Below are 12,362 nucleotides of genomic sequence, written 5' to 3'. Positions count from 1 at the left end.
GGCAATCGTGGCCGTGCTGGACACAAACCCCGAAGCCAGCGCCGACAGCGCCATGGCGTGGCGCGCCTGCAGCAGCCTGCGGCCCAGATGCGCCAGCGACTGGATCACCAGCAGCACGATGACCAGGCGCACCAGCACCCGCGGGTTCAGCACGCCCTGCCACAGAGGCGCATCGGGCGCCAGCGGGTACACCAGCAGGGCCAGCGCGGCCAGGATGAGCCCGCTGCGCACCTCACCGGGCTGCAGCCACTCGCTCGAAAACTGGTGCAGCGTTTCCCGCAGGGCCAGCAGCCCTGTCGCCACCACGGCCAGCGCGGCGGCCAGCAATTGGTCGCGCGCGCAAGTCACACCAATCAGGTAGGCTAGCAGCAATGCCACTTCGGTGGTCACGCCGGGGTCGTCCGAGCGGTCGCGGACATAGGCGGCAACGCCAAGCGCCGCCACCATCGCCGCGCCCACCACCACCAGGGCGGCGATACCAGCGAGGGCTGCAGCAGCGCCGGCCAGCGACACCAGGGTGAACGACCGCACCCCCGCCAGCGCGCGCATGGGCCCCGTGCCCTTGCGGCGCTCGCGCTCGATCCCCATCAGCAAGCCGCATCCCAGTGCACTCGCCAGCACGGCCAGGGCGGCAAAAAAAGCATCCGAACTCTGCATGGGCCTCCAGCCCCTTTCTTTCTCAGGTGTGTGCCGATGGTGACAGAAATGGCCGCCGCGCACGCCCACAGCGGGCGCCATGGGGAGTTGCCCCTAGCCTTCGCGTCAGGTCCATCGGCTATAAGAACCTGTCTGCGATCACCAGGCGGCGCCTGCGCCGGCCGAAAGTCGCGAAAAAGGGCTCTGACAAGACACAACGCGCCTGCACATGCAAGAACTCACGACCAAAGCCCGCCGACCCGGCCCCCGTGGCTCCAGCGACGCATTGCTGCGGCTCATTGCCGATTCCGTCCCGGCCCTGATGGCCTATTTCGACCTTTCGGGCTTGCGGTGCCAGTTCGCCAACCAGGGCTATGCCGCCTACAACGGCCACACGACCGAATCCATCCTCGGCCTGACGGTGCAGGAGGCCATCGGCGACAAGGCCTGGCGCGCCATCCAGCCTTACGTCGAGCGCTCTGTCCACGGAGAGCACGTGAAATATGCCCGCGAGCAGACCCTGCCCAACGGCGAAGTGCGCATGATCGAGGTCAACCTCATCCCGCACTTCAACGCGCGGCAGGAGCAACTGGGCTCGTTTGTGCTGATCACCGACATCACCGACCGCTGGCGCGCCGAAGCCACCGTGCGGCAAAGCGAAGAGCGCATGCGCAAGTTCACCGAGGCCACGGACGAGGCCATCGTGTTCCACCGCGACGGCGTCATCACCGACGGCAACGAAGCACTCACCCGGCTCACGGGATACTCGCTGGCCGAAGTGCTGGGCCGGTCGATCTTCAATTTCATCAGCCCCGAGTGGCGGGCCGTGGCCTATGAATACACCCGTGGCGGCCGAGAGCACCCCTACGAGGTGACCATTCGCCACAAGGACGGGCACACCATTCCAGTCGAGGTCGTGGGCAAGACCATGCCCCAGCTGCACGCCGACTACCGCATCGTGGTGGTGCGCGACATCACGGCACGCAAGGAAGCGCAGGAGCGCGAGACCTTCCTGGCCCTGCACGACACCCTCACCCAGTTGCCCAACCGGCGCTCGCTCATGGAACAGCTGGGCAAGGCGCTGTCGATGGCCCGCCGGCGCAAGTCCCAGGTGGCCGTGCTGTTCATCAATCTCGACCACTTCAAGACGGTGAACGATTCGCTGGGCCACCACGCCGGCGACCAGTTGCTGCGTGACGTGGCCGAGCGCCTGCGCCAGGGCGTGCGCGAAACCGATCTGGTGGCGCGGCTCAGTGGCGACGAGTTCGCAGCCGTCCTGACCGACATCGCATCGCCCGCCGACGCCGCCATGGTGGCCGACAAGCTGCTGGAGGCCATGCGCGGCGTCTTCACGGTGGACCAGCTCCCGGTCACGATGTCGCCCTCCATCGGCATCAGTATGTTCCCGTGCGACGACGCCACGGCCGAAGGCCTGCTGCGCTGCGCCGACACGGCCATGTACCACGCCAAGGACAGCGGCCGCGGCAACCGGCAGTTCTACCAGCCGGGCATGGATGCAAGCGCCAAGGACGTGCTGCAGCAAGAGCGGCTGCTGCGCGAAGCCATCGCCGAAGGGGCCTTCGTGCTGCATTACCAGCCGCAGATCCGCCTGGCGGATGGCTCGCTGCAAGGGTTCGAGGCGCTGGTGCGCTGGCGTCACCCCGAGCGGGGCCTCGTCGGGCCGAACGAGTTCATCACCTTCTCGGAGTCGCGCGGCCTGATCACCCCGATCGGCCGCTGGGTGATGCACGAGGCCTGCCGCCAGCTCAAGGCCTGGCAGGACGAAGGCCTGGCCATGGTGCCCGTGGCGGTGAACCTCTCGGCGCTGGAGTTTCGCCAGCGCGACGTGGCCGGTGAACTCGCCGCGGTACTGCACGCCACCGGACTGCAGCCCCAGTTTCTCGAAGTTGAGCTGACCGAATCGGTGCTGATGCACCAGACCGGGCAGGTGCTCGAAACCCTCCAGGCCATCAAGACGCTGGGCGTGGGGGTGGCCATCGATGACTTCGGCACGGGCTACTCGTCGCTGGCCTATCTCAAGCGCTACCCCATCGACAAGCTCAAGATCGACCGTTCCTTCGTGACCGACACGCCGCAAAGCACCGACGACGTGGCCATCGTCACCGCCATCATCCAGATGGGCCGCAGCCTGCAGTTGCAGACCATCGCGGAGGGGGTCGAAACCCCGGCCCAGATGGACCTGCTGCGCCAGCTGGGTTGCGACCTGATCCAGGGCCACGCCATCTCGCCGCCCATGGACGCCGAGGCCGCGCACGCCTGGCTGCAAAGCCATGCCGCTGCCACCCGTGGACAATAGCGGCATGCCCCAGATCCCCGACTTCATCGCGCCCACCCGCCACACCGACCCTGCCGACGCGCTGGCCCAGGTGCAACGCATCTACCAGCAGCAGATCGGCCACCTGCGCACGGCCATGCAACGCTTCGTGGCCGGCGAGACGCCCGAAGGCGCGGTGCGGGCGTTCTACCCGTTCGTGCGGGTGCACACCACCACCGTGGCGCGGGCCGACAGCAAGCTGGCCTATGGCTTCGTCGAGGGCCCCGGCCGCTACGAAACCACCCTCACCCGCCCGGACCTGTTCGCCGATTACTACGCCGAGCAGTTCCGCCTGCTGCGCAACAGCCACGGCGTGGAGCTGGAAGTGGGCACCAGCGCCCACCCGATCCCGATCCATTTCTCGTTCGCCGAGCACGACCATGTGGAAGGCACGCTCAGCCCCGAGCGCCGCATGCTCATGCGCGACCTGTTCGACCTGCCCGACCTGGCCGCCATGGACGACGGCATTGCCAACGGCACGCACCTGCACCACCCCGGCGAGGCGCAGCCGCTGTCGCTGTTCACCGCCCCGCGCGTCGACTATTCCCTGCACCGGCTGCGGCACTACACGGGCACGGCGCCCGAGTGGTTCCAGAACTTCGTGCTGTTCACCAACTACCAGTTCTACATCGACGAATTCGTGCGCCTGGGCCATGCAGAGATGGCCAAGGAGGACAGCGAGTACATCGCTTTCATCGAGCCCGGCAACGTGGTCACGCGCCGCGCGGGCCTGGCGGCCGAGCCCGGCGACGAGCTGGGCGCGCAGCCGCCGCGCTGCCGCAGATGCCGGCCTACCACCTCATGCGGGCCGACCGCAGCGGCATCACCATGGTCAACATCGGCGTGGGCCCTGCCAACGCCAAGACCATCACCGACCACATCGCCGTGCTGCGCCCGCACGCCTGGCTGATGCTGGGCCACTGCGCGGGCCTGCGCAACAGCCAGCAGCTGGGCGACTACGTGCTGGCCCACGCCTATGTGCGCGAGGACCACGTGCTCGACGAAGAACTGCCGCTGTGGGTGCCGATCCCCGCGCTGGCCGAGATCCAGGTGGCGCTGGAGCAGGCCGTGGCCGACGTCACGCAGATGGGCCGCGACGAACTCAAGCGCATCATGCGCACCGGCACCGTGGCCAGCACCGACAACCGCAACTGGGAGCTGCTGCCCGACAACCTGCCCCAGCGCCGCTTCAGCCAGAGCCGCGCTGTGGCGCTGGACATGGAGAGCGCAACCATCGCCGCCAACGGCTTTCGCTTTCGCGTGCCCTACGGCACGCTGCTGTGCGTGAGCGACAAGCCGCTGCACGGCGAGATCAAGCTGCCCGGCATGGCCAACCACTTCTACCGCGAGCGCGTGGACCAGCACCTGCGCATCGGCATGCGCGCCATCGACATCCTGCGCCAGGGCGGCGTGGACCGCCTGCACAGCCGCAAGCTGCGCAGCTTCGCGGAAGTGGCGTTCCAGTAAGCGCGGGGCTGGCACCCGTCCGTCGGGTCACATCCACCACGGCCGCAGTGGGCGGCCTGCGAACTTCTCTTTTGATAGCGCACAGCGCAGACACAGCAAGCATCACAAGGCAGTTTCACGCCAAATCCAGCCCGGCAGTGGCCCCGCCCGCGCCCAACCGGTGCGGGCGCGCCGGATCGCACACAATCGGCCCATGAGCGAACCCACCACGGCCACCCCCACGGACCTCTTCACGGCCGCGCACCTCGGCAAGCGCTACGGCGACACGCTTGTGGTTGATGACCTGTCGTTTTCGATTGCGCCGGGCGAGTGCCTGGGCGTCATCGGCCCCAATGGCGCCGGCAAGACGACCACCCTCCGCATGTGCCTGGGGCACACCGTCCCCGACAGCGGCACCGTGCAGTTCCACCCCGGCGGCGGCGCGCCGCCGCTGCACATGCCCCGCGACGCCCTGGCCATCAAGGCCCAGCTGGGCGTGGTGACCCAGTTCGACACGCTAGACCCCGACTTCACCTGCGCCGAGAACCTGCGCGTGTTCGGTCGCTATTTCGGGCTCAAGGGCGCGGTGATGGACGAGCGCGTACCCCGACTGCTCGAGTTTGCCGCGCTCACCCACAAGGCGGGCGCCCGCCCCGGCGAACTGTCCGGCGGCATGAAGCGGCGCCTTTCGCTGGCACGCGCACTGGTGAACGACCCCCGCCTGCTGCTGCTCGATGAGCCCACCACCGGCCTCGACCCCCAGGCCCGGCACCTGATGTGGGAGCGCCTGCAGCGCCTGCTGCAGCAGGGCAAGTCGATCCTGCTCACCACCCATTTCATGGACGAGGCCGAGCGCCTGTGTTCGCGCCTTCTGGTGCTGGACCACGGGCGCAAAATTGCCGAAGGCCGCCCGCGCGAGCTGATTGCCCAGCACCTGGAGCCCGACGTGGTCGAGGTCTACGGCCTGGGCGCGGTGGCCCTGGCCCACCAAGGCGCGCTGCGCGCGCTGGCTGCGCGCGTGGAAGTCAGTGGCGAAACCGTTTTCTTCTACACCCACGACGCCCAGCCGCTGCTGCAGGCCCTGGCGCAGCAGGGCCACCCACGCACGCTGCACCGGCCTGCCAACCTGGAAGACCTTTTCCTCAAGCTCACGGGCCGGCAGATCCGCGAAGGGGGTTGACCACAAAACGCTATGTAAACAATAGCTTCTTGCGCATACGCAGCAAGCACAATCGGTCGATTGGAGCAAAAATACCCCCCTCCGCGATGCGCAGCCGCCCCCAGGCACCGCTCTGCCGTCCGCAAGGCCTGCCGCGCCACTGAATGCACGCGGGCGGCCCGGGGCGCGCACAACGCCCAGCCTGCCGCCCAGCCGGCCAAAAAGGGCTGTGCGGCACCGGGTTGACGCAGCACAATAGCCCCCATGTCCACCGCTTCCTCACCGGCGCTCACCGGCGCTCCGCAGCCACCGTCCGCATGGCGCGCGCCCCGCCTTTCCACGCGGTGCTGGCCGGTGTTCCTGCGCAACCTGCTGGTGTGGCGCAAGCTGGCCATCCCCAGCCTGGTGGGCAACATCGCCGAGCCGCTCATGTGGCTGGTGGCCTTCGGTTATGGCATGGGCGCGCTGGTGGGTCGGATTCCCGTGGGCGGGCGGACGGTGCCCTACATCCTGTTCCTGGCCAGCGGCTCGATCTGCATGAGCGCCATGAACGCGGCGAGCTTCGAGGCCCTGTACTCTGCGTTTTCGCGCATGCACGTGCAAAAGACCTGGGACGGCATCATGAACGCGCCCATCAGCCTGGACGACGTGGTGCTGGCCGAGATGCTGTGGGCCGCATTCAAGGCACTGTTCACCGTCACCGCCATCCTGGGCGTGATGCTGGCGCTGGGCATCAGCCACAGCCCCAAGCTGCTGGTGGCCTGGCCGGTGCTGCTGGGCGTGGGCATCATGTTCTCGAGCATCGCCCTCATCTTCAACGCGCTGGCCAAGGGGTATGACTTCTTCACCTATTACTTCACGCTGGTGCTCACGCCGATGATGTTTTTGTCGGGGGTGTTCTTTCCACGCGAGCAGTTGCCGCCTTGGGTGCGCGCCATCTCCGACTGGCTTCCGCTGACGAATGCCGTCGAGCTGGTGCGGCCGCTGTTCATGGACGAATGGCCCGCCCACGCGCTGCGCCATGGGCTGGTGCTGGCGGCCACCACGGTCGTGGCCTTCTGGATGGCCCTGGCGCTCACCCGCAAACGCTTCGAGGCCTGAAGGTCATGGCCGACGCACCCGCAGCGCTGCTCGACCCGGGCCATATCGCCATGCTGGCCAAGGGCATCTCGGCCATCGTGGCCTCGCGCAACGCGGCCTTGCGCCCCAGCGTGATGCGCGCCATGGGCAGCCACATCCGCCCCGACGCAAGCCTGGTCACCGTGTTCCTGCGCCGCAGCCAGTCTGTCCAGCTGTTGCACGACATCGAAAGCACCGGGCAGATCGCGGTGGTCTTCAGCGAACCCTTCACCCACCGCACGCTGCAGCTCAAGGCCCCCCGGGCGCGGGTGCGGGCGGCCGAGCCGGGCGACCTGCCCTTGCTGCAGGACTACCGCCACTCGATGCAGGAGGAGGTGGGGCGCGTGGGCTACGGCCCAGCCTACGTGGCCGCCATGCTGTCGGCCCCGCTCGATGATCTGGTGGCCGTTGAATTCACCCCCACGGCCGCGTTCGACCAGACGCCAGGGCCCCGCGCCGGCCGGCCCGTGGAGCCCGCCCGCCCATGAGCACCATTTCGCTGCACGCCATCCGCCCCTGCCTGGAGGGTGCCATTCCGGCCGTGATGTCCACCTGTGGCCCCGACGGGACGCCCAACGTGGCCTACATCTCGCAGGTGGTCTACGTGGATGCCCGCCGCGTGGCGCTGTCCTACCAGTTCTTCAACAAAACCCGCCAGAACATCCTGAGCAACCCCTGGGCCGCGGTGCTGGTGCTGGACCCGGTAACCGCGCGCTTCTACCGGCTGCATCTGCACTACGAGCACACCGAAACCTCAGGCCCCGTGTTCGAGAGCATGAGGGCGCAGCTTGCAGGCATTGCGTCGCACTCGGGGATGGACGGCGTCTTTGGCCTGCAGGGCGCTGACATCTACACCGTGGAGCACATCGACGAGGTGCCCGGCGAGGGACTGGACGCCCCCGCGCCCCGCCCCGGCCTGCTGCATGCGGTGCGGCTGTGCAGCGAGCGCATGGCGCGCTGCGGGGCGCTGGACAGCCTGCTGCAGACCACGCTGGCCGCGCTGCAGGAACATCTGGGCATCCGCCACGCCATGGTGCTGATGCTGGACTGCAGCACGCATCGGCTCTACACGGTGGCCAGTTGCGGCTACCCGACGTCGGGCGTGGGCTCCGAGATCCAGCTCGGCGACGGCGTGATCGGCGTGGCCGCGCGCGAAATGACGCCGGTGCGCATCTCGCACATGACCCACGCCGCGCTCTACAGCCACGCCATCCGCGCCAGCCTGGCCGAAACGCCGCCCGAAGACGCCACGCTGCCGGGCATGGACATTCCCTACCCCGGCCTCGCGCAGCCCCACAGCCAGATCGCCATACCGCTGATGGCGGCGGGCCGCCTGCTGGGCGTGCTGTTTGCAGAAAGCCCGCTGGACCTGCAATTCACGTTTGAAGACGAAGACATGCTGGTGGCCATTGGCGGCCACCTGGGCGCCGCCATCGACCTGCTGCAGGCCGCCAGCGAGGGCAGCGATGCCGCCCACCCCGCCGCGCCCCCCACAACAGCCACCGGCACCCCGCTGCGCGTGCGCCATTTCGCGGCCAACGACAGCGTGTTCATCAATGACGATTACCTGATCAAGGGCGTGGCCGGGGCCATCTTCTGGAAGCTGCTGCGCGACCATGCGGGCCAGGGCCGCATGGATTTTTCGAACCGCGAACTGCGGCTGGACCCTGCGATCCGGCTGCCCGATTTCGCCGACAACCTGGAGGCCCGGTTGCTGCTGCTGCAACGCCGCCTGCAGGAGAACTGCCCGCACATCCGCATCGAAAAGACCGGGCGCGGGCGCTTTCGCCTGTGCGTCGAGCGGCCGGTGGCGCTGGAAGACATGCCTGCCTGAGCGCGCCCCGCATGGCCTTCGCAAGGCCTATCCCCCAGAAAACCGGGCGCGACGCCGCGTGCTTCCCGGGTCCCGCACAGAGCCCGGCGCCCGCAAAACCGGGCGATGACAGGCAGACTCAGTGCACCAGCCCTGGCGCTGCCGGTATGCCCAGCCCCTGCATCAACTGGCGCCATTCGGCCTGGGTGAGGTGGGGCTGCACTGTGTGCAGGACCGCCTCGAAGGCGGGGGCCGGGGCGTGCTGGCGCATGTCGGCCAGCATGGCCAGGCGCTCGGCCGGCGCCATGAACGGAACCAGCCACCGCACCACCACCATCATCTCGGACGGGGGAATCGACGCCACGAGGGCGTTGTGCACCTGCATGAGCTCTTCATCGCTGTAATGCGCCCACAGCACCTCGTTGTGGAGGGTTTCCTCGATGTGCATGTGCTCGAAATTGTGGGCCACGAACAATGCGAGCTGGCGGTAGAGCGCCTGCACCGCCCGCGGGCGCGCCATGCGTTCGCATGAGCGCAGTTGCGCAACGCCCTCGGCCAGGGCCGCTATGTCGTGCTCATGTTCCGCATGCTCGTCCGCGATGGCCCCGCTGCTGCCCGGCGCACGCGCTTCCATGGCCTTGTGCACGAAGGTATTTTCGTGGCGCAGGTGCGCGCTGCAAAATTCGAGCAATTGCAGTACACGCTCGCCGGCCTGGGCGAACGCCAGCTCGTCATCGACGTCGGTCCGTCCCAGGCCCAGCAGGGTGTCGGCCATCAAGGCGCGCATGGCCTTGTGGATTCCGGCATACATATCGAGGCGCGGCACGCCAGGCTGCGCGCTGGCGAGTTCGGCGATTTCGCGGGGATCGATTTTCATCACGTTCTTTCCTGGCCTGAAGGCCAAATACGCTGCCGCTGTCGCGGCACCGGGCCGGTTGCACCATGCAGCCGCAGCCATGGAAGGAAGTCTAGGAATTTCCGCGTTTTGGGGCCGTTAAAAACTGCTTACGAACTCCTTAAAGATCTCTTAACTTTCGGCTTCACCAGGCAATGTGTGACATTTTTCACGCTGCCGCACGCAGCAGGTCCACCGCTTTCTCGGCAATCATCACGGTGGGCGCGTTGGTGTTGCCACTCACGATGCGCGGCATGATGGAGGCGTCCACCACGCGCAACCCCTGCATGCCGTGCACGCTCAGCTGGGCGTCCACCACGTCCAGCGGACCCGGCCCCATGCGGCAGGAGCCCACGGGGTGGTAGATGGTGTCGGCCTGCTGGCGAATGAACTGCTCGATCTGCGCATCGGTGCGCGCGCCGGCCGAGGCCGCCAGCTCTTTCGCACCAAAGCGCGCCAGCGCGGACTGCGAGAGGATGGTGCGCATCTGCCGCACGCCCCGAACCATGCGCGCCATGTCGTCCGGGTCGCTGAGGAAGCGCGGATCTACCAAGGGCAGCTGCAGCGGATCGTTGCTGGCAAGCGCCACCGTGCCGCGGCTGCGCGGCTGCAGGAGGCACACATGGGAAGAATAGCCGTGGCCCAACACGGTCTTGCGCCCATGGTCCAGCAGCTTGCCCACGACGAAGTGCAGTTGCAGGTCGGGGGCGGGCTCCCCAGGGTCGCTTCGGATGAAGCCCCCCGCCTCGGCAAAGTTGGTGGTGAGCATGCCGGTGCGGCTGCGCCGCCATTCGAGCATGCCGCGCACGACGTTCACCATGCCGGGAAGCGACAGCCCGAACAGGTCGTGCACGCCCGGCGCGTCCATGACCTGCACCACGTCGGGATGGTCGTGCAGGTGCTGGCCCACACCGGGCAGGTCGTGCTGCACCGCGATGCCATGGCGCTGCAATTGCGCTCCGGGGCCGATACCCGACAGCATGAGCAATTGCGGCGACAGCAAGGCGCCCGCGCTGAGCAGCACCTCGCGCGCGGCCTGCACCTGGTGCAGTTGCCCTCCCTGGCGGTATTCGACGCCCACGGCGCGGCGCCCCTGCAGCAGCACCCGCGTGGCCTGCGCGCCGGTGATCACCTGCAGGTTGGGGCGGTTCAGATGGGGGGTGAGATAGCCCTTGGCCACGCTGTGGCGTTCGCCATTCTTGTGCGTGACCTGGTACAGCCCCACGCCTTCCTGCGTGGCGCCATTGAAGTCGGGGTTGAGCGGAAAGCCGGCCTGTACCCCGGCCTCCGTGAAAAGCCGGCTGAACCGGTGGGTCGCACGCAGGTCGGCCACGTTGAGGGGCCCGCCCTGGCCGTGCCACGCGTCTGCGCCGCGTTCGTTGTTTTCGGCGCGCACGAAGTAGGGCTTCACGTCCTCCCAGCCCCAGCCGGGGTTGCCCTGCGCCGCCCAGTGGTCGTAGTCGGCATGCTGGCCGCGGATGTACACCATGGCGTTGATCGAGCTTGAGCCCCCCAGCACCTTTCCGCGCGGCTGGTAACCGCGGTGCCCGTTGAGGCCGGCCTGCGGCGTGGTGTATTGCCCCCAGCCATTGAGCTCGAAGCGGGCCATCATGGCCAGCCCCGCCGGGCAGTGGATGAACACGCTGCGGTCGGCAGGGCCGGCCTCCAGAAGGCACACGCGCACGGCGGGGTCTTCGGTGAGGCGCCCCGCCAGCACGGCACCCGCTGAGCCGCCCCCGATCACGATGTAGTCGAACATGGTTTCTTGTCTCCCTCCGCCGTTCATTGCAGCGGTGCGCACACGATAACCGAACGGGCGTGCGAATTTATGTCCGGCGCGCCACGGAGGGAGCGGGCAGAGGGGGCCGCGCCGACACCTTCACCTTCCGGGCCGGGCCTGCCGGCCTTACCATCCGGGCTGTCTGTTTCACTTTGAAGAGGGCTTTCTCTATATGACGATTCAAACCGTAGGCATCATTGGCGCCGGCACCATGGGCAATGGCATTGCGCAGGCATGCGCCGTATCGGGCATCAATGTGGTGATGGTCGACATCTCTGATGCCGCCGTGCAAAAGGGCCTCGCCACCGTGGCCGGCAGCCTCGACCGCCTGATCAAGAAGGAAAAGATCATCCCGGCCGACAAGGATGCGGCCCTGGCGCGCATCAAAACCTCCACCAGCTACGACGACCTGAAAGCCGCGCAGCTCGTGATCGAGGCCGCCACGGAAAATTACGAGCTCAAGCTCAAGATCCTCAAGCAGGTCGATGCCCTGGTGGCACCCGAAGTGATCATTGCCTCGAACACCTCGTCCATCTCCATCACCAAGCTGGCCGCCGCCACCGGCCGCGCCGACAAGTTCATCGGCATGCACTTCTTCAACCCCGTGCCCATGATGGCGCTGGTGGAGATCATCCGCGGCCTGCAGACCAGCGACGCCACGCACGACGCCGTCAAGGCACTGTCCGAAGCGCTGGGCAAGAGCCCCATCACCGTGAAGAACGCGCCCGGTTTCGTGGTCAACCGCATCCTGGTGCCCATGATCAACGAGGCGTTCTTCGTGCTGGCCGAAGGCCTGGCCACGCCCGAGGACATCGACGCGGGCATGAAGCTCGGCTGCAACCAGCCCATCGGCCCGCTGGCACTGGCCGACATGATTGGCCTGGATGTGTGCCTGGCCGTGATGGACGTCTACCTCACCGAGTTTGGCGACAGCAAATACCGCCCCTGCCCGCTGCTCAAGGAAATGGTGGCCGCGGGCCGCCTGGGCCGCAAGACCGGACGCGGCGTGTATTCCTATTGACCCCCCTGAGGCGCTGCGCGCCTCGGTGCCGCCGCCGCAGGCCGCACCTCTTCGGGCATGTCCAAGCCTGCGCAGGCAGGCTGGGAGCCGCGGCCATCAGCCCGCCCCCGAAGGGGCACGCTCCCAGCGCGGCAGGGTGGACCTTGCACGGGGCCTGG

9 protein-coding genes and 1 pseudogene are annotated in these 12,362 nt (G+C 67.7%); 7 read left to right on the top strand and 3 right to left on the bottom strand.

The genetic code is table 11. The annotated features are described in order from the left end of the window. Positions 1–657 (bottom strand): MgtC/SapB family protein (locus ACDELDRAFT_RS13565; protein WP_005797678.1); only part of this gene is annotated, 657 nt, incomplete at its 3' end. A 208-nt stretch (positions 658–865) separates the two neighbouring features. On the opposite strand from ACDELDRAFT_RS13565, the gene ACDELDRAFT_RS13560 reads away from it, so the two are divergent. The 6 genes and pseudogenes from ACDELDRAFT_RS13560 (at position 866) to ACDELDRAFT_RS13535 (ending at position 8,529) form a co-directional block, all read left to right on the top strand. Continuing rightward, positions 866–2,953, top strand: a complete 2,088-nt coding sequence (locus tag ACDELDRAFT_RS13560) for a putative bifunctional diguanylate cyclase/phosphodiesterase (RefSeq protein WP_005797677.1) — start codon at positions 866–868, stop codon at positions 2,951–2,953. A gap of 4 nt (positions 2,954–2,957) precedes the next feature. Next, positions 2,958–4,438: pseudogene (locus tag ACDELDRAFT_RS13555) on the top strand (AMP nucleosidase). 193 nt (positions 4,439–4,631) lie between these two features. Then, positions 4,632–5,597, top strand: a complete 966-nt coding sequence (locus ACDELDRAFT_RS13550) for an ATP-binding cassette domain-containing protein (RefSeq protein ID WP_005797674.1) — start codon at positions 4,632–4,634, stop codon at positions 5,595–5,597. Positions 5,598–5,840: 243 nt separating this feature from the next. Next, positions 5,841–6,677, top strand: coding sequence for an ABC transporter permease (locus tag ACDELDRAFT_RS13545; RefSeq protein ID WP_005797673.1), 837 nt, complete (start codon positions 5,841–5,843; stop codon positions 6,675–6,677). Between the two features lie 5 nt (positions 6,678–6,682). Beyond that, on the top strand, positions 6,683–7,183 hold the full coding sequence (locus ACDELDRAFT_RS13540) for a hypothetical protein (RefSeq protein WP_005797672.1): 501 nt from the start codon (positions 6,683–6,685) through the stop codon (positions 7,181–7,183). Further along, positions 7,180–8,529, top strand: coding sequence for a GAF domain-containing protein (locus ACDELDRAFT_RS13535; protein WP_005797671.1), 1,350 nt, complete (start codon positions 7,180–7,182; stop codon positions 8,527–8,529). Before ACDELDRAFT_RS13540 ends, ACDELDRAFT_RS13535 begins: the two co-directional genes overlap by 4 nt. 118 nt (positions 8,530–8,647) lie before the next feature. Here the strand turns inward: ACDELDRAFT_RS13535 and ACDELDRAFT_RS13530 are convergent, their stop codons facing one another. After that, entirely contained in the window at positions 8,648–9,385 is a 738-nt protein-coding gene (locus tag ACDELDRAFT_RS13530; RefSeq protein ID WP_005797670.1) for a hypothetical protein, read from the bottom strand. A 187-nt stretch (positions 9,386–9,572) separates the two neighbouring features. Next, entirely contained in the window at positions 9,573–11,162 is a 1,590-nt protein-coding gene (locus ACDELDRAFT_RS13525) for a GMC family oxidoreductase (RefSeq protein WP_005797669.1), read from the bottom strand. Positions 11,163–11,355: 193 nt separating this feature from the next. Here ACDELDRAFT_RS13525 and ACDELDRAFT_RS13520 point away from each other — a divergent pair, with 193 nt between their 5' ends. Next, a complete protein-coding gene (locus ACDELDRAFT_RS13520; protein ID WP_005797668.1) occupies positions 11,356–12,204 on the top strand; it encodes a 3-hydroxybutyryl-CoA dehydrogenase in 849 nt (282 codons plus the stop codon). Positions 12,205–12,362 lie beyond the last annotated feature (158 nt).

This window comes from Acidovorax delafieldii 2AN, assembly GCF_000175235.1.
Lineage (GTDB): Bacteria > Pseudomonadota > Gammaproteobacteria > Burkholderiales > Burkholderiaceae_C > Acidovorax > Acidovorax delafieldii_B.
This window is presented reverse-complemented; position numbering and strand designations above follow the sequence as displayed.

What these genes read in the sequence shown, in the direction of transcription:
- ACDELDRAFT_RS13560 (WP_005797677.1), top strand. Translation starts at nt 866, where the DNA reads ATGCAAGAACTCACGACCAAAGCCCGCCGACCCGGCCCCCGTGGCTCC.
- ACDELDRAFT_RS13550 (WP_005797674.1), top strand. Translation starts at nt 4,632, where the DNA reads ATGAGCGAACCCACCACGGCCACCCCCACGGACCTCTTCACGGCCGCG.
- ACDELDRAFT_RS13545 (WP_005797673.1), top strand. Translation starts at nt 5,841, where the DNA reads ATGTCCACCGCTTCCTCACCGGCGCTCACCGGCGCTCCGCAGCCACCG.
- ACDELDRAFT_RS13540 (WP_005797672.1), top strand. Translation starts at nt 6,683, where the DNA reads ATGGCCGACGCACCCGCAGCGCTGCTCGACCCGGGCCATATCGCCATG.
- ACDELDRAFT_RS13535 (WP_005797671.1), top strand. Translation starts at nt 7,180, where the DNA reads ATGAGCACCATTTCGCTGCACGCCATCCGCCCCTGCCTGGAGGGTGCC.
- ACDELDRAFT_RS13530 (WP_005797670.1), bottom strand. Translation starts at nt 9,385, where the DNA reads ATGAAAATCGATCCCCGCGAAATCGCCGAACTCGCCAGCGCGCAGCCT.
- ACDELDRAFT_RS13525 (WP_005797669.1), bottom strand. Translation starts at nt 11,162, where the DNA reads ATGTTCGACTACATCGTGATCGGGGGCGGCTCAGCGGGTGCCGTGCTG.
- ACDELDRAFT_RS13520 (WP_005797668.1), top strand. Translation starts at nt 11,356, where the DNA reads ATGACGATTCAAACCGTAGGCATCATTGGCGCCGGCACCATGGGCAAT.